Source organism: Litorimonas sp., from assembly GCA_029936425.1.
GTDB lineage: Bacteria > Pseudomonadota > Alphaproteobacteria > Caulobacterales > Maricaulaceae > Litorimonas.
This window is the reverse complement of the sequence record JAPYSU010000009.1, coordinates 1-21,880: the sequence shown is the minus strand read 5'-3', so window position 1 is coordinate 21,880 and position 21,880 is coordinate 1. Positions and strand designations below refer to the sequence as shown.

General features: G+C 52.0%; 18 protein-coding genes. 16 read left to right on the top strand and 2 right to left on the bottom strand.

Going from position 1 to position 21,880, the window contains the following annotated elements:
- The first annotated feature begins 1 nt into the window (after nt 1).
- The 5 genes from ACN0IC_RS09455 (at nt 2) to ACN0IC_RS09435 (ending at nt 4,925) form a co-directional block, all read left to right on the top strand.
- Complete coding sequence (locus ACN0IC_RS09455) at nt 2-1,000, top strand: glycoside hydrolase family 5 protein (protein ID WP_416878533.1); 999 nt, start codon at nt 2-4, stop codon at nt 998-1,000.
- Nucleotides 1,001-1,012: 12 nt separating this feature from the next.
- Nucleotides 1,013-1,975, top strand: coding sequence for a hypothetical protein (locus ACN0IC_RS09450; protein ID WP_416878532.1), 963 nt, complete (start codon nt 1,013-1,015; stop codon nt 1,973-1,975).
- 119 nt (nt 1,976-2,094) lie between these two features.
- A complete protein-coding gene (gene mdh / locus ACN0IC_RS09445; RefSeq protein WP_415811745.1) occupies nt 2,095-3,063 on the top strand; it encodes a malate dehydrogenase in 969 nt (322 codons plus the stop codon).
- Between the two features lie 424 nt (nt 3,064-3,487).
- On the top strand, nt 3,488-4,339 hold the full coding sequence (locus ACN0IC_RS09440) for a hypothetical protein (protein WP_416878531.1): 852 nt from the start codon (nt 3,488-3,490) through the stop codon (nt 4,337-4,339).
- Nucleotides 4,340-4,376: 37 nt separating this feature from the next.
- Complete coding sequence (locus ACN0IC_RS09435) at nt 4,377-4,925, top strand: GNAT family N-acetyltransferase (RefSeq protein ID WP_416878530.1); 549 nt, start codon at nt 4,377-4,379, stop codon at nt 4,923-4,925.
- Here the strand turns inward: ACN0IC_RS09435 and ACN0IC_RS09430 are convergent.
- Nucleotides 4,922-5,641: a LytTR family DNA-binding domain-containing protein gene (locus ACN0IC_RS09430; protein WP_416878529.1), complete on the bottom strand. Its 720-nt coding sequence runs from the start codon at nt 5,639-5,641 to the stop codon at nt 4,922-4,924. The two genes, ACN0IC_RS09435 and ACN0IC_RS09430, sit on opposite strands and share 4 nt — an antisense overlap.
- 223 nt (nt 5,642-5,864) lie before the next feature.
- Between ACN0IC_RS09430 and ACN0IC_RS09425 the strand changes: the two genes are divergently transcribed.
- The 11 genes from ACN0IC_RS09425 to ACN0IC_RS09375 all read left to right on the top strand — a co-directional run bounded on the left by ACN0IC_RS09425 (nt 5,865) and on the right by ACN0IC_RS09375 (nt 20,352).
- On the top strand, nt 5,865-6,362 hold the full coding sequence (locus tag ACN0IC_RS09425; RefSeq protein WP_416878528.1) for a DUF2141 domain-containing protein: 498 nt from the start codon (nt 5,865-5,867) through the stop codon (nt 6,360-6,362).
- A 29-nt stretch (nt 6,363-6,391) separates the two neighbouring features.
- Nucleotides 6,392-7,873, top strand: a complete 1,482-nt coding sequence (locus ACN0IC_RS09420; protein ID WP_416878527.1) for a carotenoid oxygenase family protein — start codon at nt 6,392-6,394, stop codon at nt 7,871-7,873.
- A gap of 172 nt (nt 7,874-8,045) precedes the next feature.
- Complete coding sequence (gene sucC, locus ACN0IC_RS09415) at nt 8,046-9,239, top strand: ADP-forming succinate--CoA ligase subunit beta (protein WP_416878526.1); 1,194 nt, start codon at nt 8,046-8,048, stop codon at nt 9,237-9,239.
- 2 nt (nt 9,240-9,241) lie between these two features.
- Nucleotides 9,242-9,490, top strand: coding sequence for a hypothetical protein (locus ACN0IC_RS09410; RefSeq protein WP_416878525.1), 249 nt, complete (start codon nt 9,242-9,244; stop codon nt 9,488-9,490).
- Nucleotides 9,491-9,498: 8 nt separating this feature from the next.
- Nucleotides 9,499-10,383: a succinate--CoA ligase subunit alpha gene (gene sucD / locus ACN0IC_RS09405; RefSeq protein ID WP_416878524.1), complete on the top strand. Its 885-nt coding sequence runs from the start codon at nt 9,499-9,501 to the stop codon at nt 10,381-10,383.
- 69 nt (nt 10,384-10,452) lie between these two features.
- Nucleotides 10,453-13,419, top strand: coding sequence for a 2-oxoglutarate dehydrogenase E1 component (locus ACN0IC_RS09400; protein ID WP_416878523.1), 2,967 nt, complete (start codon nt 10,453-10,455; stop codon nt 13,417-13,419).
- A 29-nt stretch (nt 13,420-13,448) separates the two neighbouring features.
- Nucleotides 13,449-15,056 carry a 2-oxoglutarate dehydrogenase complex dihydrolipoyllysine-residue succinyltransferase gene (gene odhB, locus ACN0IC_RS09395; protein ID WP_416878522.1) on the top strand — a complete coding sequence of 536 codons (1,608 nt, stop codon included), beginning with the start codon at nt 13,449-13,451 and terminating at the stop codon, nt 15,054-15,056.
- 102 nt (nt 15,057-15,158) lie between these two features.
- Complete coding sequence (locus ACN0IC_RS09390) at nt 15,159-15,593, top strand: hypothetical protein (RefSeq protein WP_416878521.1); 435 nt, start codon at nt 15,159-15,161, stop codon at nt 15,591-15,593.
- Between the two features lie 66 nt (nt 15,594-15,659).
- A complete protein-coding gene (gene lpdA, locus ACN0IC_RS09385; protein WP_416878520.1) occupies nt 15,660-17,045 on the top strand; it encodes a dihydrolipoyl dehydrogenase in 1,386 nt (461 codons plus the stop codon).
- A gap of 382 nt (nt 17,046-17,427) precedes the next feature.
- A complete protein-coding gene (locus tag ACN0IC_RS09380) occupies nt 17,428-19,761 on the top strand; it encodes a TonB-dependent receptor (protein ID WP_416878519.1) in 2,334 nt (777 codons plus the stop codon).
- A gap of 105 nt (nt 19,762-19,866) precedes the next feature.
- Nucleotides 19,867-20,352, top strand: coding sequence for a DUF302 domain-containing protein (locus ACN0IC_RS09375; RefSeq protein WP_416878518.1), 486 nt, complete (start codon nt 19,867-19,869; stop codon nt 20,350-20,352).
- A gap of 29 nt (nt 20,353-20,381) precedes the next feature.
- Here the strand turns inward: ACN0IC_RS09375 and ACN0IC_RS09370 are convergent.
- The coding region (locus tag ACN0IC_RS09370; protein ID WP_416878517.1) for a methylmalonyl-CoA mutase family protein at nt 20,382-21,880 on the bottom strand (1,499 nt) is incomplete at its 5' end.

The following is a 21,880-nucleotide window of genomic DNA, read 5'->3' as shown; positions in this document are numbered from 1 at the left end:
CATGACCCGTTATCTTTTAAGCACCTGCCTCACGCTCGCTCTGGTGGCAGGCTTTCAAGCCAGCCATGCCGACACGTTCGAGACAGAGCGCTGCATCAATATGGGTAATGCTCTGGACGCGCCGAACGAAGGCGAATGGGGCCACACAATTGAAGAGAGCTCTTTCCGCAAAATCAAAGAGGCCGGGTTCGATACGGTGCGGATCCCCGTCCGCTGGAGCGCCCACACCGCCGAAGGGCCGGACTACACCATTGATCCCGAATTTTTTGCCCGCGTGACAGAGGTGCTGGATCAGGCCCTCGCGCAGGACTTACAGGTCATTCTCAATATCCACCATTTTGAAGAGCTTAATGAAAACCCCAAAGGTAACTTTGAAAAGTTTATGTCGCTTTGGTCGCAGATCGCGGCGCGCTATGCCTCGCTCCCCGACAGCGTTTATTTCGAAATTCTGAATGAGCCCAACCAGAACCTCGGCGGTGATTTGATGCGGACGATGCTGATAGAGGCGTTTCAGCTAATCCGGAAAACCAATCCGACACGCATCTTAATTTTGGGCGGTGAGAATTGGTCCGGCATTGATAGCCTGCCGAGCATCCCGGCTATTGAAGACCCCAATCAGGTATACACCTTCCATTATTATGACCCGTTCGAATTCACCCATCAAAAAGCGGGCTGGACAGATTTAAAAGATAGCGGCGTGGTCAAATGGGGCAGCGCGGAAGATAAAAAGGCGCTTAAAGACGCGGCCGCCTACGCCAGACAGGTTCAGGACGAAACCGGTATTCCGCTGTTTCTGGGCGAAACCGGCGCCTATGAAAAAGCGCCTTATGAAGACGTTGTGAACTATACCAAACATACCAGACAGGCTTTTGAAGAGGCGGGTATCGCCTGGTGCGTCTGGAATTTCACGGCCACCTTCCCGTTCTACGACTCTAGCGCGCAAAGATGGGACAAGGCAAAGCTCTCGGCGCTGGGCCTGGGGGAAGAGGAAGCCGAGTAAAAAAGTGTCGGCATGAATTTTTTCACTAAAATTACAGAGCTCCTAACGCCGAAAAGGTATGGTTACTATCCAGAAAACCTTCATCGACAGGCGCTTCCATTTCTTGCGCATTTGAATGCGGGTGATTTGAAATCGGCATTAAGCCTTTTCCAACAAGTGACTCCTGAAGACCGGCCATATCTAGTTGAAGCTCTAAGCGATCTTGTTACGGAGGATGACTTTTATGACAAGTGGTTCGATAATAGTAATGGCCCGGAAGAGATATGCCTTCTCAGGGGGTCTTTATTGTTGGTTAGGGCTTGGCATTATCGTGGTTGGGGAAGGGGTGAGGATGTGGATCAGGCTGCCGGAGAGAAAATGCACGAAACTCTCAAAGCGGCAGAAAGCTCTTTATTGCCACTTTTAGAGCTACCAGATTATGGCCAAAATGCTGCTGCCAGATTGATCCGTATATCAATGGGCTTGGAAGAGCCAATTGAACAAACTCAAATTTATCTGAAACGTTTGAGAGAATTTGAGCGTCCACACATGTTCGGCGAGCATAATTATATGGTGGCTGTGTGCGAAAAATGGTCTGGATCTCATCAGGAAATGTTCGAGTTCGCAAGAGCAACTATTAAACACTACGACCAGCACCCGCATATGGGCGGGCTCATTGCCTTGGCACATTTTGAACGACAATTATTTTTTGACAATTTTGACGAAGATAAGATTGGTGGGGAGGCCTACAGAGCTGACAAATCTGTATTGAATGAAGTTTTGGTGCAGAGTGAGCGGCTTTTAGCCTTGAAACAGACCGCTGCACTTGAAAACGTCTTTGCTCATAATGCGATGGCTGCATTCTTCGCTGACCGAGACGATTTTGAGCGAGCTGAACCTCACTTTAAGTCCATGCGCAAACGAGTCACACGTTTCCCGTGGAGTTTTTATTATCCTTCTTTTCTACACGAGGCGTATAATGTCTCGATGCTGTGATTTCTATTGGTACAGTTAATATGCAAATTCGTAAGCTTTCAGCAGCTTACTTGCCATTGCAACGCCCGCTGCGCCCCGCTAAACCACGCCCAAATTCACTCGCCTGAACGGAGATCCCTATGGCACGCGCAAAAATCGCCCTTATCGGCGCCGGTATGATCGGCGGAACCTTGGCTCACATCGCGGCCCGCGAAGAGCTGGGGGACGTTGTTCTTTTTGATATTTTCGAAGGCACCGCCAAAGGCAAGGCGCTTGACCTCTCCGAGGCCGCGCCGGTTTTCGGCAAGGACTCCAACCTCAAAGGCACAAATGACTATGCCGATATCGCGGGCGCAGACGTCTGCATCATCACGGCCGGTTTCCCGCGCAAACCCGGCATGGACCGGTCAGAGCTGATCGGCAAAAATCTGGGCGTCATCAAACAGGTCGCCGAAGGCATCAAGGAACACGCGCCGAAAGCCTTTGTCATCTGCATTACCAACCCTCTCGACGCAATGGTCTGGGCCTTGCAGAAATTCTCCGGCCTTCAGCCGCGCAAAGTCGTCGGCATGGCCGGCGTGTTGGATAGCGCCCGTTTCCGTTATTTTCTCGCCGATGAATTCGGCTGCTCTGTCGAAGACGTTCACGCCTCTGTTCTGGGCGGCCACGGCGACACAATGGTGCCGCTCGTACGCTACTCCACCGTCAACGGAGTGCCTCTGCCGGATCTGATTAAAATGAAATGGACAACGCAGGAACGCGTTGACGCCATCGTCGAGCGCACCCGTAAGGGCGGCGGCGAAATCGTCGGCCTTCTCGGAAATGGCTCGGCCTTTTACGCGCCCGCAGAATCCGCCATTGAAATGGCGAAATCTTATCTGCGCGATAAGAAACGCATCCTGCCTTGCGCGGTGCGTCTCTCCGGCCAGATTGCCGGCGTTCGCGGCCTCTATGTCGGCGCCCCGGCCATGATCGGCGCGCGCGGCGTGGAAAAGGTCATGAATATCCGTCTCAAACAGGACGAGCGCGAAATGTTCATGAACTCCGTCGAAGCGGTCGAGAAAATCATCGCCGATTGTAAAGAGATGGAACCGGAGCTTAAGGATTAATCTTCCATAAGCGTCGTCGCGGCTCGCCGTGACGGATAAAACCAATGTGAAAAGCGGGCCTCCGGGCCCGTTTTTTTATGCGGGTTTGTTTTTACCTTTCTAAATAACGTCGTTACCCGGCTTGACCGGGTAATCCATGCGGCGCTTCTCCAACCCTTGGTCAGGTCGCGAATGCCCCTGATCTGAAAGATTGTACCTAACGAGTAAATTCCCATCCCGGCAAGGACACCAAATGGATCCCCCGGTCGAGCCGGGGGATGACGGGGTGGTGTGGTTCCTATTTTTGTTGCTGGGTGATCACTCTCGGAATGACACTATGTGAAAGGGGATAATGATCGCCTCTCATACTTGCCTAACCTTCTGACTTTACGCCGCTTTCAACAATCCCGTCCCCGCTCTCCAAACCGGGCCTATACTCAGCTTGGTGACGTTTGAAGACCGCATATCGCAACGGGAACCACTCCCCGACCTCGCGCCCCTTCGGACGCACTACGTGTTTCTCTGCGCGCAGCTGCTCGCCGCCATTGTCCGTCCTGAGGCGGCGCTTTCTCTGGCGCGTCAGCTCTGCCGGCATGTCCGCGTCATGGTGCTAGCTTCGCAGGCCCATTTCCGGCGGCGCCAGAAAATAGCCATGCTCCTGCGTCCCGAGTGGCGGGAGCGGGTGATTGCCGATCTCGGCGGATGGAAGCGGATAAGGCGCTGGACAAAGCGCCAGGCCGTGATTGACGCGGCTCCGCCGGAGAAAACCTATCAAACAATACGCCACCCCGCGGCGGACGAAGAAGAAACGGCGCGGCGCGCCCATATGCGCGAGCTCATGAAAGCCAATGCCCACCCGCTCATCCTGCGCGACCCGTGCCGCATGGATTTTGACGGATGGTTCCGGCTGCCCCCGCAAGCCCGATTGGTAAATCCCATCGCCGATCCGGATTACGACTATGATTTCGATCCCAGACGCATGGCCGATTTCAGAGGTATTAAAACCCCCATCACCGTCTGGCCGGAAGAGTTCAGAGCGGCCGCCGAGGTGCGGCCTTATGTAGAGGAGGAAACTCCGAAACATATCGCTCCGGACACCGATCCGAGAGCCCTCGCCACGCTGCGGATACAATACCACCGAAGGCCCGCCCCCATTCAGCCGGCACAAAATGACAATGTTCCAGCTGACACTGGAAAAGCCTACGCCTCACGTGCGCCGCCCCGTATCCGAGGCTCACCAAAAACCGCTCTCCGCCGAGCGCGTCTTGGCGGAGCGCTTGCGCGTGCGAAAACCTAAACTTGCCAGATTTTACATTTCCCTGCATGAGGTATTCATGACCCAAACTACCCTCGAAACGAACCGTCTCCTTCTCCGACTCATTGACCCCGAGAAAGATTTTGAGGCGTGGGCGGATTGTTTCGCGGACAAATCCACCATGACCTATATTGGCGGCGGGCCGGGATATAACCGCGCGCAAGCCTGGCGCAGTATGGCAACGGCGATCGGTCACCAACAGATAAGGGGATATAGTTTTTTCTCGGTTATTGAAAAATCGTCGAAGGAATGGGTCGGGCGTGTCGGTCCGTGGTATCCCGAAGAATGGCCCGAGCCGGAAATCGGATGGACCATCCACCGAAACCACTGGCGCAAAGGCTTCGCTAAAGAGGCGGCGGCGGCCTGTATTGACTACGCGTTTGAAACCTTGGGCTGGGACCGCGTCATTCACACGATTCAGGACGGTAATATTGCGAGTATGAAAACCGCCGAGGCGTTGGGCTCTAAACGCGACTATTCCCTGCAAGGCATTCCCGCCATTACTGACGAATTGTGCTGGGTTTACGCGCAAAACCGCGCAGATTGGGGCGCGCGAAAAAAGGATTAAATCCAGCCGGCGTCGCGAACCTGCTTTTGACCGGATCGGCTGACAGGAGCGCTGAGCCCGTTTTTCAGGACAAGGTCGATTTTACCGCCCGTTTTGTTGATGCTTTCAACGCCTTTTTCGGCCACCCACCAGGATCGGTGTGTTTGAACCCCCGAAAGCGCCGCCGCTTCGCGCACCGCATCAGAGAGCCGCATTAAAATCATTTCGTCACCGGCGGAGCTGTGCACCCGGACATAATGATCTTCGGCGCTGATGGCGTAAATTTCGGCGTGGCGGAGTTTCGGCGGGAGGCGGTCGAGAAGCGGGGGCCGGGTTGCCTGCGTCTCGAGGCGGCTTTCCGACCGTTGCTTCCCGAGTAAAAGGCCGATCGAGCATAGAATGATGGAAATCAGCCAGACATAGAAAAAGGTAAGAACAATGTTCTGCCAATTATTGGGCGGGAAGAGAATAAAGATGAGAGCCGCGACGCAAAGCGTTGCGCCTATGGATTGACCTATGGCCTCTTGCCATATTTTTATATTCCGGCCGAATTTGTGAGATATCAATTCGACGGCTCCTGCGCCAAATCCTCCGGCGACACACAGTCCGACCCAGTAAAGAAAGCGCCCGGTAAAAGGCATGTGGATAGTGCCGAAAGGGCCGAGAATGGACAGGATTACACCCGCAATTGCCGAGGTTATGATCATTGGAATAAAGTGTTTCAGCACGGCTTTCACGTGGACTATCCCTTAAACATCGGCGGTCATTGACGTATCGTGAACGGTTCATCGGGGCTTTTCAAGACATAAACCGTGCATTTGACGGACCGTGAACGAAATCCGCGTCTATTCACGACGCAGGCTTGCCGCTTCACGAATTTCAGCTTTCCTGCCCCCTCTTACCGTGCAGTATTCGCTCATACCCAAACGGGTCGTGACGCAAAATTTCAAAGGATTAAACATGACATATCTCATCAAAAACACATTTCTCATCAGCGCGGCAGTCGGCGCTTTGGCGTTGAATGCGTGTTCGACGACGGAGGCAAAAGCCGACCCCGTCGCCGCCTCTTCCGCCGAGACTGCGCCCTCTAATATGAGCGCGGCTTCCAGTCTATTGACAGTGAATGTATCCGGCTTTGAAGTTCAGCAAGGTGCGGTGATGGCCGCCTTGTCGGATGAGGCAAGCTATGGCGGCGGCAAGCCCGTTCGCGGCGCGATGAAACCCGTAAAAGGCGACACTGTCACTTTGACATTCGAAAATCTGCCCGTCGGAACCTATGCCATCCGGATGTATCACGACATAGATGGCAACGGCGAAATGAACATGAATGTTTTCGGCATTCCGACAGAACCTTATGCTTTTTCAAATAACGCGAAAGGCACGATGGGTCCGGCCCCGTGGTCCAAAGCCAAGTTCGATGTCACCGAAGACGGCGCTGTTCAAGACATCACCTTTTAATCCAACCGACCCAAACCCCGGAGGACGCTATGCCCCAGTTGAATCGACGCAATATACTTCAGGCCTTTGGCGCGTTGACAGCGACAGCCGCCTTGCCGAAATCTGCTTTTGCTCAAGCCCCCAAAATGCCGGACTGGCATATCGGATGGCAGAACCCTGCCCGCCGACAATTGCAGACAGAGTCACTGAAATTGGTTAGCGGGACATTGCCGTCTGATCTGTCAGGTACGTTTTACCGCAATGGCCCGGCCATTCATGAACGCGGCGGCGTCCGGATGACGCACTGGTTTGACGGCGACGGAATGGTTCAGGCGTTTCGGATCGGCGGGGGACAAGTCTCTCATATCGGCCGTCCGGTTGAGACCGCGCTTTACAAACGAAACGAAAAAGCGGGTCGTTTCACTGTCGGCGGGTTTGGGACACGTGTTGCAGATCCCTATCCATTGAACGGGCCGGACAGTGCTAACGCCGCCAATACGAGCGTGCTTCCTGTTGGGGACGAGGTCTGGGCCCTCTGGGAAGGCGGGTCTGCCTATCGTCTGGATTCAGAGACTCTGGAAACCTATGGGCCAAAAATATGGACAGATAAGTTACATGGCATGCCCTTTTCGGCGCATCCGAAAGTGGATCAAAAAGGCCATATCTGGAATTTCGGTCAGAGCGTGGATATGAAAGCTCTGATTATCTACAAGCTGAACCCAAAAGGAGACTTGCTTGAGGCGAAGCTGATTAAAGATGTGCCGCCCGGAATGATACATGACTTCTGCATCACGGATCGGCACCTCATCTTTGTGGCCAATTCGTTCCGCGCCGTTCGAAAGGATCTGACCTATTTGGGCCGGTTCGATTATCAGAAGGACGCCCCGCAGCGCGTTGTGGTTCTGGATATGGATAATCTGGACAACCGCCGCGATTACGAATTGCCGCCCGGCTTTCAGTTTCATTTTGGCAATGCCTATCAGGAAACCTCTGGCGATATCCGATTTACGCTTTGCAAAACGGAGGCGGACGAATTTGTCTCTCATAGCGCCAAGGCTCTGATGCGCGGTGACCTGCCGGAGCACGGCCCGACTATTTTGTCAGAAGTCATCTTGAAGGCTGACGGAAAAGCGTCTCTCGCAGCCGTTACCGATAATCTCGCCAGTCATGACTTCCCGCAGTTTAATCCAGCTTTTGGAGGGAAGGCTGCACGCTATCTCTATACAGTTGGGAATTCAGTGGCCGGACGCCCGGGCGAGACCGCTATATTGAGGCACGATCTGAGTACCAGCGAGATAGACTTCTATGATTACGGCCCAGACTGCCTGGTCGAGGAGCACGTCTTTATTTCCGCCGCAAATCCTAGCTCGGAAGATGATGGCTATCTCATCGGGACTTGTCTGGATTATAAAGATAAAGTGACCCGTCTGAACGTGCTCCGCGCCGATCGGATATCCGACGGCCCGACCGCCGTGTTTGAACTGCCTTACGCTTTACCTCTGGGTTTTCACGGCGCCTGGAAAGGGGCCTAACGCCGACTTACCGCTTTTGGAGCACCAATTTCCGCCTGCACTGCAAAATAATTCAACGCCGCTATGCAGAATCCACGGTTGCGGGGGCCGTTTGCACTGACTATACGGTATGAGATTTTTGGCCTCTTACGGGGCCAAGTCCAGGAACCCTAGCTAAAGCGGACACGACTTCATGAACATTCACGAATATCAGGGCAAAGCTGTCCTCAAGGAGATTGGCGCGCCAGTTTCCAAAGGTATTGCCATTTTCAAACCGGAAGAAGCCCAACAGGCAGCAGAGGCCCTTGGCGGCCCGCTCTGGGTGGTCAAATCCCAAATCCACGCCGGCGGACGCGGCAAGGGGAAGTTTATCGAAGAAAGCGCGGGCGAGGCCGGCGGCGTTCGTTTGGCCCGTTCTGTGGAAGACGTCGTCGAAAATGCCAAGCAAATGCTCGGCGCGCATTTGGTCACGGCCCAGACAGATGATGAGGGCAAGCAGGTTAACCGTCTTTACATCGAGGACGGCTCCGACATTGAAACAGAGCTTTACCTCTCCATCATCATCAACCGCGAAACCTCTCGCGTCTCTTTCATCGTCTCCACCGAAGGCGGCATGGACATTGAGGCGGTTGCGCATGACACGCCCGAAAAAGTTGTCAATTTCGACATTGACCCGGCGACAGGCTTCATGCCGCATCACGGTCGGACTTTGGCCAAAGCATTTGATCTCTCCGGCGATCTCGCAAAGCAAGCCGGTAAGCTCGGCAAGACGCTTTATGAAGGCTTTCTTGCCAAAGATATGAGCATGCTCGAGATCAACCCGCTCATCGTCACCGAAGATGGCCGCCTGCATTGCCTCGACGCAAAAATCAGCTTTGATGAAAACGCGCTCTTCCGTCACCCTGATATTCAGGAACTTCGCGATATCACCGAAGAGGATGAAAAAGAAACGCAGGCCAAGAAATTTGATCTGTCCTATGTGGCTCTCGACGGCAATATTGGCTGTATGGTCAATGGCGCGGGTCTGGCCATGTCCACTATGGACATCATCAAGCTTTACGGCGCAGAGCCGGCCAACTTCCTTGACGTCGGCGGCGGCGCGACAAAAGAAAATATTGTGGCCGCGTTTAAAATCCTGACCTCCGACGATAAAGTCGAAGGCATCCTCATCAATATCTTTGGCGGCATCATGAAATGCGACGTCATCGCCCAAGGGACTGTGGACGCGGTCAAAGAAGTAGGCCTTGAAGTGCCGCTCGTCGTCCGCCTCGAAGGCACAAATGTCGAAGCCGGTAAGAAAATTATCAATGAAAGCGGCCTGAACGTGATCGCCGCCGATGATTTGGATGATGCGGCACAGAAGATTGTTGCTGCGGTGAAGGGGTAGTCATGTCAGATCAACTCGTAGAAGTTGCTTTGAGATTCCTACCATTAATCCTTTTCCTGGTGCTGATGTTCTTTGGGCTTAGGTTTTTGCTTCGTAAGAGCCATACTGGAATGGATACATCCATTGAAATGCAGAAGCGGGCGATGGGAGAGCAAGAAGAAGCTATGCGGATTTGTCGCGAAACGCTCGAATTGAATAAAAACATGCTTTCAGAGATGAAAGCCATCAGAAATCTATTGGAAAAGAGGTAAACCTCGAAATGTCAGTATTAATTAACAAAGACACCAAAGTCATTACGCAGGGCATGACCGGTAAGACCGGCACGTTCCATACGGAGCAGGCCCTTGCCTATGGTACGAAAATGGTGGGCGGCGTAACTCCCGGTAAAGGCGGCACGACCCATCTGGATCTGCCGAACTTTGACACGGTGGCCGAGGCCAAACACGCAACCGGCGCGACCGCTTCTGTGATTTACGTACCGCCGCCCTTCGCAGCGGACTCTATCCTTGAGGCGATTGACGCCGAGATGGAACTTATTATTGCGATTACCGAAGGCATTCCTGTCTCTGACATGATCCCGGTCAAGCGCGCGCTTCAAGGTTCCAAATCCCGCCTCATCGGCCCGAACTGCCCCGGCGTTCTTACCCCGGATGAGTGCAAAATCGGGATTATGCCCGGCAAGATCTTCAAAAAAGGCACATGCGGTGTTGTGTCCCGTTCCGGCACGCTGACTTACGAAGCTGTGTTCCAGACCACTCAGGTCGGCCTTGGCCAAACGACGGCGATCGGTATCGGCGGCGACCCGATCAACGGGACCAACTTCATCGATTGTCTGGAGCTGTTCCTGCATGACGACGAAACCAAGCAAATCATCATGATCGGCGAAATCGGCGGCTCTGCCGAAGAAGAAGCCGCGGAATATATCGCGCATATGGCTAAAAAAGGCATCAAAAAGCCGATGGTTGGTTTCATTGCGGGCCGCACCGCTCCTCCCGGACGGACCATGGGTCACGCCGGCGCGATTGTCTCCGGCGGCAAAGGCGGCGCGGATGACAAGATTGCGGCCATGGAAAAAGCTGGCATTCGCGTCTCTGACTCTCCGGCCAGACTGGGTGAAACCATGATGGACGTCTTAAACAGTTAGTTACGGATACTTATGTAAGGCTCAGACGTAACTCATTTGAGCCTTTTAACCTGACCCAGAGGTCGACCTATGGCGGACAAGAGCCGTTCCGAACAAAACCAGGAGTTCCTGGACACCCTCTTCCTAGACGGCGGAAACGCCGCCTATCTGGAACAGATACAAGCCCAATATACACGCGACCCGAAAAGCGTCGATCCAAGTTGGCGCGCTTACTTCGCCGATTTGGGCGAGGAGAGCGAAAACGCCCGGCACGTTGCGGAAGGCCCGGCCTGGAAACAAAAGAACTGGCCTGTTGCGGAAAATGGCGAGCTGACATCGGCTCTGACCGGGGATTGGGGCGCGGACCCCAAAGCCGCCGAAAAAGCGGTAGCTCACGCCAATCCAAATCTCAGCAAGGATGAAGTTCAGCAGGCGGCCAAAGACTCCATCGGCGCGCTTATGCTGATAAGGGCCTATCGGGTTCGCGGACATTGTATTGCCAATCTGGACCCCTTGGGTCTTGCCGAGCCGGGCGACCATCCCGAGCTCGACCCTTCGACTTACGGGTTTGAGGAATCAGATAGGGACAGAGAGGTCTTTATCGACGGCGTTTTGGGGCTGGAGTACGCGACCGTTAACGAAATCATCGATGTCGTCAAACGTACCTATTGTTCAACTCTCGGCGTTCAATTTACCCATGTGTCTAATCCGGACGAAAAAGCCTGGATTCAAGAACGCCTCGAGGGCCCTGAAAAAGAAATTAGTTTTTCCAAAGAGGGCCGTCTGGCGATTTTACAAAAACTGATTGAAGGCGAAGCCTTTGAACAGCTCCTGCATAAACGCTACCCCGGCACCAAACGGTTTGGTCTGGACGGCGCCGAAAGCCTTCTCCCCGCGTTGGAGCAAATCATCAAACGCGGCGGTCAGCTTGGCCTCAAAGACATTAATTTTGGTATGCCGCATCGGGGACGTCTCAATGTCATGGCGTCCGTCATGCAAAAACCCTATTCCGCGATTTTTTATGAATTCCTGGGCGGCGTTGCGGCCGGCGGCGAAGACTTCGGCTCCGGGGATGTGAAATATCATTTGGGCGTTTCGGATGACCGCGAATTCGATGGAAATTCCGTTCACCTCTCGCTCGCTCCGAACCCGTCTCATCTGGAAGTGGTGGCCCCGGTGGTTATCGGGAAAACCCGCGCCAAGCAGCAAATGGCGTCCGGCACATACCGTTCCCACAAACCCGAAGAAGTCATGGCAGTTATACTCCACGGCGACGCAGCATTTGCGGGCCAAGGGGTCGTCATGGAATCTTTCCAGATGTCTCAACTCACTGGATACCGTACCGGCGGGACGATCCACGTTATTGTCAACAATCAGATTGGCTTTACGACCACTCCCGGGGAATACCGCTCCGGTCAATATTGTTCGGATGTGGCCTTTATGGTCGAAGCGCCGGTTTTCCATGTAAACGGTGACGACCCGGAAGCCGTGGTTTACGCCGCCCGTATCGCCACGGAGTATCGCCAGAAATTCGGCAAGGACGTGGTTCTGGATATTACCTGTTACCGCCGTTACGGCCATAATGAAGGTGATGATCCCTCCTTTACCCAGCCCCTCATGTATAAAGCCATCGCGGATTGCTCGACAACACGCGAGATTTATGCTGAGCGCCTAATCGAACAAGGCGACCTGACCAAAGAAGATCACGAAAAACGGGTTGAGGATTTTTACGGCTATCTGGATGAAGAATTTGAAAAAGCCAAAACCTATGAAACCAAACAGCCCGATTGGCTGCAGGGCGTCTGGCAGGGGCTGAGCCTTCCGACTAAAAAAGACGGAAAGCGCCGCGGCGATACGGATGTTCCTTTGGAGACTCTCAAGGACATCGGCAAGAAAATCACGACTATTCCGAATAGCGTCAATATTCATAAAACGCTGAAACGAATTATCAAAGCCCGCGCCGAAAAAATTGAAACCGGCGAAAATATCGATTGGGGCCTTGCAGAACACCTTGCCATCGGGACGCTTATCCTCGAAGGTCATCCGGTTCGCTTGTCCGGTCAGGACTCGGAACGCGGAACATTTTCACAGCGTCAGTCGCATTTCATCGATCAATCGGACGGGCATAAATATACCCCGCTCAATAATTTGTCCGATGATCAGGAATATTATCAGGTGCTCAACTCGCATCTGTCCGAAGAAGCGGTTCTTGGCTTTGAATATGGATTCTCAACGGCGGCGCCCAAAGCGCTGACGATTTGGGAGGCTCAGTTCGGAGATTTTGCCAATGGCGCCCAGGTTATGGTGGATCAGTTTATTTCCTCGGCTGAGCAAAAATGGCTACGCATGTCGGGCCTCGTCATGCTCTTGCCGCATGGATATGAAGGGCAGGGGCCGGAACACAGTTCCGCGCGCTTGGAGCGTTATCTTCAAATGTGCGCCGAAGATAATATGCAGGTGACGAATATTTCAACGCCGGCCAATTACTTTCATGCCCTGCGGCGTCAGGTAAAACGTCAATTCCGCAAACCGCTCATTAATATGAGTCCGAAAAGCCTATTGCGCCACAAGCTTTGTGTGTCGACATTGGAAGAAATGGCAAAGGATACGGAATTCCACCGCGTGCTTTGGGATGATGCCGAATACCGTCCGGGGACAACAGAAATCAAACTGGTCTCTGACTCTAAAATCAAACGCGTTATCATCTGCTCCGGTAAAGTGTATTTCGATTTGTTCGAAGAACGCGAAAAGCAGAATATCAATGATGTTTATCTCCTACGGGTGGAACAATTATTCCCCTATCCGGATGACGCCGTTCAGGAAGAACTAAAACGGTTCAAAAATGCCGATATGGTTTGGTGTCAGGAAGAGCCTAAAAATATGGGCGCCTGGTCTTTCATTCATGAATTTCTTGAGGAAAGCCTTTTGGCGATCGGCGCTAAGAACACACGCCCTCGATATATCGGGCGCGGCGCTGCGGCCTCGACGGCGACCGGTATCAGCGCTAAACACAAAAAAGAACAACAAGCCATTCTTGACGGGGCGTTTGCCAAATAGGCGGCTCCTTAAAAGGTAAGACGAAAATTATGACAGATATTAAAATTCCAAATGTCGGCGAAAGTGTTTCGGAAGTCACAATTGCGAGCTGGATGAAAAAAGCCGGGGACAGCGTCAAGAAAGACGAAGCTATTGTAGAGCTGGAAACGGACAAGGCCTCTCAGGAATTGGTGTCACCCGAAGACGGCGTGCTGGAAGAAATTCTGGTGGCGGAAGGGGATGTCGCTGAAATTGGCAAAGTGATTGCCAAGCTTGGTTCCGGTAAGGGCGCGAAGAAAGAGACATCCAAAAGAGAAGATAAGAAAAAAGCAGACACGTCGGATGAGGCCGAAAAGGGTGATGCGGAAACGAAATCGCAAACCGAAGCGCCGTCTTCTGATGACGCCAGTGATTCTGGTCCAGCTCTGGATATTGATGTGCCGAATGTGGGCGAATCCGTTTCGGAAGTGACCATCGCGTCCTGGATGAAACAGGTGGGCGACACTGTTGAAAAAGACGAACCTATTGTAGAGCTGGAAACGGATAAGGCTGCTCAGGAACTCGTCGCGCCGCGCTCCGGCGTTATTGTCGAGCATTTGGTCGCCGAAGGCGATACGGCAAAAGTCGGCCAGACGATTGCTCGCCTTGGCGAGAGCAATTCTGCGCCTGCCAAAGGCACGCCTGACGCGCCCTCCAAGGGGGATGAAGGGGGCGCGGTTGGCGGAACGCCGTCTGTGAACAAAGACTCTGGATCATCAGACGCCGTTGCCATGCCATCCGCAGCCCGCATCCTTAAAGAGAGCGGAATTGACGCCGGTGACGTTGAGGGCACAGGCAAAGACGGACGCATTACCAAAGCGGATGCGCTCAAGGCCAAGGAGAATCCGCCGGCGAAAAAGTCTTCCTCTGAAAAATCGGATGCGGCGCCAAAGACGCCGTCTGCTCCTCGTGAAGTCGGTGAGCGCGAGGAACGCGTTCGCATGTCGCGCCTCCGCCAGACAATTGCCCGCCGTTTGAAAGACGCGCAGAACACGGCGGCCATGCTCACCACCTATAACGAAGCGGATATGACCCAGATCATGGCTATGCGCTCCGATTATAAAGAGCTCTTCTTGAAGAAACACGGCATCAAGCTCGGCTTTATGAGCTTCTTCGTCAAAGCCTGCGTTCAGGCGCTTAAAGACGTCCCGAGCGTCAATGCGGAAATTGATGGCACAGATATCATTTACAAAAACTATTATGATATCTCGATTGCTGTCGGCACGGATAAAGGCCTTGTTGTGCCCGTTTTGCGCGATTGCGATGAGCTGTCGCTGGGTGGAATTGAGAAAGCCATCGGTAAATTGGGCGAAAAAGCTCGCGACGGTCAACTCTCCATGGATGATATGTCCGGCGGTACGTTTACGATTTCAAATGGCGGCGTTTACGGCTCTCTGATGAGCTCCCCGATTCTCAACCCGCCGCAGTCCGGCATACTTGGCATGCACAAGATTGAAAAACGCCCTGTTGTGGTAGATGACCAGATTGTTATCCGCCCCATGATGTATCTGGCGCTGTCCTATGACCACCGTATTGTTGACGGCAAAGAAGCGGTCACCTTCCTCGTGCGGGTGAAAGAATGTCTGGAAGACCCGGAACGACTGCTTCTGGATTTATAATTTTCGAAAAGGTCGCCTTTGGCGGCCTTTTTTAGTGAGTCTTTCCGTAATTGTTCAAATTTCAATTTTATGGTATTTTAAAGTTCGAAAAACGGGGGAATTATGAATAAGACTTCAAAAACACCGATTTGGTTTTGGATATTGGGCGTCGTATTTCTGCTTTGGAACCTAATGGGGGCTATGAATTATTTGACGAGCGTTATGGCAGATCCTGAAAGCTATGCCGCGCAAGGCTATACGGAAGAGCAGATTGCCTTCCTGATGGAAGCGCCCGCCTATTATACAGCTGTATTCGCTTTAGCTGTGTGGCCGGGTGTGATCGGGGCCGTGTTGTTTTTGCTTCGCAAAGCCTGGGCGGCCAAGGCATTTCTTTTTAGTCTGGTCTTTATAATTCTGTCGCTGATCATAGACATAACTGGCGGAACTTTTGCCATATTAGGCGGGGCCTATCTCGGCATCATGGTTTTCGTTGCCGTTATGGGTATCGTGCAATATTTTGTCTCCAGAAGCCTCGCTCAGAAAGGTCTATTGCACTAAGTCTGATTGACCTGAAAGCTTTGCGCCCCTAAGTCACGGAGACCAGATTTAAGTGCGGAGTTATCCATGTCAGACAAGTATGATATCATTGTAATCGGCGGCGGGCCGGGCGGCTATAATTGCGCGATACGCGCCGGACAACTCGGTCTGAAAGTAGCCTGCGTTGAGAGCCGTAAAACCCTCGGCGGAACCTGCCTCAATGTCGGCTGTATTCCGTCAAAATCCCTTCTTCACGCTACGGCGCTTTATGAGACCGCGCAAAAAGACTTCCCGGCCATGGGCATGAAAGCCACCGTCGAAGCCGACGTGCCGGCCATGATTGAAGCCAAGAACAAGATTGTCGGCGGCCTGACGCAAGGAATCGAATATCTCTTTAAGAAAAACAATGTCGATCACATTACAGGCTTCGGGAAGATCGCGGGTGAAGGCAAAGTTGACGTTGACGGCAAAGTTTACGAGACGAAACATATCGTTATCGCGACGGGCTCCGAAGTGGCCACGCTTCCGAATGTCGAAATTGACGAAAAGCAGATTGTTTCATCTACCGGCGCGCTTGATCTACAAGAAACGCCCAAGAAAATGATCGTTATTGGCGGCGGCGTTATCGGTCTCGAACTTGGCTCCGTCTGGCGCCGCCTTGGCGCAGAAGTGACCGTCATTGAGTTTCTGGATGTTATTATGCCCGGCTCTGATAGTGAGTTACAGAAACAAGCTCTGCGGACTTTCAAGAAACAGAAGATGAAGTTCGAGCTGAGCCGCAAAGTGACAAAAGTTACGAAGTCCAAATCCGGATTGAAAGTCGAGACGGAAAGCTCTGAAGGCGGGAAAGCCAAAAGCTTTGAAGCTGACGTGGTGCTCGTGTCCATCGGGCGTCGTCCTTTTACCAAAGGGCTGGGTCTTGAAACTCTGGACATCAAAACGGACAAGCGCGGATTTGTCGAAACAGAAGGTCACAAAACCTCAGCCAAAAATGTCTGGGCCATTGGCGACTGTACAACAGGTCCAATGCTCGCCCACAAAGCCGAAGAAGAGTCTGTTGCTGTGGCCGAACTCATTGCAGGCAAAGCCGGGCATGTGAATTATGACGTTATCCCTGGGGTCGTATATACGCATCCGGAAATTGCCACGGTCGGCAAGACGGAAGAGGAGCTTAAAGAAGCGGGCATTCCATATAAAAAAGGGAAATTCCCGTTTACGGCCAATTCCCGCGCGCGCTGTAATCACGAAGCAGACGGCTTTGCCAAGGTTCTGGCCCATGCCGAAACGGATGAAATTCTCGGTGCCCACATCATCGGTCCCTTGGCCGGCGATATGATCCACGAAGTCTGCGTAGCGATGGAATTCAAAGCCGCCTCCGAAGACCTCGCTCGGACCTGTCATGCTCACCCAACAGTATCTGAAGCCGTCCGTCAGGCCGCTATGGATATCGAGGGCTGGGCGATGCAGATGTAATTTGGCGGTTTGCCAAGAAAATCGGATTTTATAAGAATTATGTGTTTTTAGCCTGCCCTTCCCAGGGCGGGCTTTTTTAATTTCTCAAACATCCTTTGTACCAGAAATAGAGAGAGTTTCTTGTAAGATTGAACCTTCTGTTTCGATAAGAATTTGAAATTGAAATTAAACTGAGAACTAAATTAGGCCGCATAAAATTGAATGGAGGCAATTCACAAAGTTTATTTCGCCTAAATTTTAAGCTTATATGGCAACATAATTGACTGTAACCGTTGCGAATTTGTCACTAATTTTTAGAAAGAGACGGTCATTTCATTTTTTAATCGCTTGATAATAATAAATGAGTTTAACTAAGTTTATAACAAAATCATAAGGGGAAATCATGTTCAAACATTCCGTTTTTACAACCAGTGTACTTGCAATTACGGCTTCACTACTCGCGACGAGCGCAGTTCATGCGCAAGAGCGCCAGTCTGCAATTGATGCTCTTACAGATGAAATCGTCGTAACGGCCACAAAGAAAAGCGACGCTGAAAACGTCCAGGACGTTCCGATTTCTATTACAGCTTTTAATGGACAAACCCTTGAAGCCTTAAAGGTTCGGACACTTGAAGATTTGACTTTTTCCGCTCCGAACGTGTCCCTTGATGATATTGGGACGTCCCGAGGCGGCGCAAACTTCTCTATTCGAGGCCTGGGGGTAAACTCTTCTATTCCGTCGATTGATCCGACTGTCGGTGTTTTTGTAGATGGCATTTATTTGGGGACAAATACCGGCGTTGTGTTCGATGTATTCGACCTAGACAGTGTTGAGGTCTTGCGTGGTCCTCAAGGCATTCTTTTTGGCCGGAATACAACAGGCGGCGCAATTTTGCTCAACACAGGTAATCCTACCGACGAGTTCGAGTACAGCGCGCGATTTGCGGTTGAAGGTCCAGTTGACGAGGGCCGAGGCGGCATTAATACTTTCGCGCAGGCCGTTGTGTCTGGTCCGTTGGTTGAAGACAAACTCAACGGTAAAATTGCCGCCTACTATAATAATGATGACGGGTATTTCAAAAATCTCGCAACAGGAAATAATTTCGGCAAAGCGGAAACTTATATCCTGCGTGGTGCATTGGATTTTACACCGTCTGATAATATTCGTTTCCTCGCCAAAGGAGAGTATTTCGATAGTGATGGCCAAGGCCCCGCAGGCCAAAACCGGGGTTTATATGAACGGGACTCATTTGATTTTGCGATTGATGAAGAAGGCGATTATAAATCCGAAGCCTATTTCGGGACTTTGAGAACCGAAATTGATGTCGCGTTCGGAGACGGCCAAATCACAAACATCTTTGGCTATCGGGACACAGAAGGTTCTACAATTGGCGATATTGACTCCACTCCGCTGAATCTCTTCCACTCTACGACTGAATACGCGCAAGATCAGATTTCAAACGAGCTTCGTTATAACGGTACTTTCGGGAAAATTGATCTGACAACGGGCGTTTTCTATTTTGAACAGGATGTGGCCTACACTGAGACGCGAGAGCTTCAACGCGACCTCCTTCCTACACCTTTGCCTATCTTTTATGGCGGGGGTTTTCAAAATCATACAGTATTAGGTATTTTTGGCGCGGTTGATTATAGCCTAACTGAAAAACTAAAAATTCTTTTGGGAATTCGGTATTCAGAAGAAGAGAAAGATGCTGGAATTACATATATCCAGCCTCGCCCGCAATGTAGCGTTGTTGGCGGCACATGTCCGGTAACGGGAACAAACCCCTTTGTCCCTGGTCAAAACAATGGTTTTACGGATAGCGACAAATGGACCAACTGGTCTCCTAAAGTGGGTTTCCAATACACGCCAAATGACAATTCTCAGTTCTTCGGAAATTGGACCCGCGGGTATCGCTCCGGCGGTTATAACTTCCGGATTACGGCGCCAGCTCCTTTCGAGGCGCTTTTCCCGCCAGGATCAGACCGGGCAACAGATGAAGAGCAGGTTGATTCTTATGAATTGGGCACAAAAATAGACTTTGCCGACCGGCGGGCTCAAATTAATGCGTCTGTGTTCTTAACCGATATCTCGGATATGCAGCGGGAATTGAACCTCTCGGATCCAGTTTCAGGTATTCTTCAGACAATCATCAATACAGCCGACGCGACTGTAAAAGGCCTTGAAGTTGAAGGCCGCTTAAAGGCGACGGATAACATTCTGTTTACAGGTAATATCGGCTTGCTCGACGGGGATTATGACTCTGTCCTGTTCGATATTTCGGGTGACGGCGTAGTCGATGAGGCTGATTTAGCATTAGATATTCCGCGTGTCTCGCCCATTACTTTCGGAGCAGGCGTCATTCATGACTTGGATTTGGGCGCATCAGGCGCGCTCACAACCCGTGTGAATTTCCAACGCCGTGACGAGTTCGCTTATACAGACACAAACTTCGGCTATATTCAGGCCGCAGACATTCTGGATGCGAACCTCACATGGGATACTCCCGTCCAAGGCGTATCGCTTTCACTATACGGTCAAAACCTCTTGGATGAAGTCCAGGCCGGTAACGATACACAGCTTCCCTTTGGCGGTAATCTTAGCGCGCTCATTCCGGGGTCCCAAAACCTCGCAAACGGTTTGAACCGTCCTTATGATCGTTTCCCAGCAGTCGGGACGCTCAGCCCGCTCAAAAAAGGTCGGGTTATTGGACTTGAGCTAACCATTCGCGGTTAGTCACTTCCAAAGACACTAAAATTAAGCCCCGCCTTGGCGGGGTTTTTTGTTGGGAACAGAACAAAGTGAAGAGGGTAAATCTGATGCGATCTACTCGGAGGATTTATGAAAAACCTGTTTACAACACTCTGCCTTACCACGTTGGTTTCGGCTTGCTCACCGTCTGATGGAAAATATCAGACGAAGGCAACATCTGTTTCAGCGGTCACCATGACAGAAAATATGTCATTCGAAACTGTAGAAGAAAATCTTCGCCAAGCCTTACAAAAGCGAGACTTAAAACTGTTTACCGTTGTCGATCACGGTGAAGGAGCAGAGTCAGTTGGGATGGATATAGGTCAGTCAAAACTTTTTATTTTCGGTAATCCGAAATCCGGCACCCCGTTAATGGTGGCAAATCGCGAGATGGGGGTGGAGTTGCCAATGAAAATATTGATTTTTGAAAACGGACGAGGGGAAATTGGTTTGCGCCGCACCGATATAAAGGCTCTGGCCGCTCAATATGACTTGACGGATCAGGAGAAACGGATCCAGAAAATCGACATGACTCTGAACGCCATTTCAGAAGAGGCGGTTTCAGGCTCGCAATAAATACGAAGGGCACCAATGTCCTCTTGGGTTTAGCTTCCCTGACTCACGCGTCTGTTCACAACCTCCAACACTTCGAGAATGGCCTCAGGGATATTTGTCCCCGGAGGAAAGACAGCCTTCGCGCCCATCTCTTTTAACGTTTCGACATCTTCGGGCGGGATGACGCCGCCGACAATTATCATAATGTCCTTGCGGTTTTGAGCGCTGAGCGCGTCACGGAGCTTTGGAACAAGACTTAGGTGCCCCGCCGCTAAGGAGCTGGCCGCAATGACATCGACATCGGATTTAATGCCAAGCTCGGCTGCTTCCTCGGGCGTTTGAAAGAGAGGGCCAATAACAACCTCAAAGCCCATATCGGAAAATGCCGTGGCGACAACTTTCTGGCCGCGGTCATGCCCGTCCTGCCCCATTTTGGCGATCAGGATTTTTGGCTTCCGGCCTTCAAGCTCCGTAAAGGCGTCGATCCTGGACTTGGCGTCTTTGAAGGCTGGATTATTTTCATCAAAAGAAGAAGAGTAGACGCCGGTGACGCCAGCCGGTTTTGCGTCAAAGCGGCCATAAACTTTCTCCAGCGCAGACGACATTTCTCCGACTGTGGCCTTTTTTCGCGCCGCGTCGATAGCCAGCTCTAGCAGATTGCCTTCCCCGCTATCTGCCGCGCGTGTGAGGGCGTCGAGTGCTTCCATAGTGGCCTCTGTATCGCGCTCCGCTTTTAATTTGTTAAGACGGGCTATTTGGCCTTTGCGGACGGTATCATTATCGACTTTCAGAATCGGAATGTCGTCTTTTTCATCAGAGAGATATTTATTTACGCCGACAACTGTTTGCGCGCCGCTGTCAATTCGGGCCTGAGTTCGCGCGGCGGATTCTTCAATCCGGAGCTTGGGGATGCCGGCTTCGATAGCCGCGGCCATGCCGCCCAGCTCTTCAACTTCCCGGATATGACCCAAGGCTTTTTGCGCGAGATCATGCGTTAGTTTTTCAACATAATGACTCCCGCCCCAGGGATCGATTTGGCGCGTATGTCCGCCTTCGGTCTGAAGGAATATTTGAGTGTTTCGGGCGATGCGGGCCGAGAAGTCTGTCGGTAAGGCCAGAGCCTCATCCAGAGAATTTGTATGAAGGCTTTGCGTTCCTCCGTCCACTGCGGCCATGGCCTCAATGGCGGTGCGCCCGACATTGTTGAATACGTCTTGCGCCGTCAAAGACCAGCCCGAGGTCTGGCAATGGGTGCGGAGCATAGTCGATTTCGGATTTTTAGGTTGGAACGGACTGATGAGCTGTGCCCATAAGAGGCGCGCCGCCCGCATCTTTGCGACCTCCATGAAATAATTCATGCCTATTGCCCAGAAGAAAGACAAACGCGGGGCAAAGCGGTCAATTTTCATCCCGGCGTTGAGGCCTGTACGGACATATTCCAAACCATCCGCAAGCGTATAGCCTAGCTCAATATCGGCGGACGCGCCGGCCTCTTGCATGTGATATCCGGAAATCGAGATGGAGTTAAATTTCGGCATATGAGTGGACG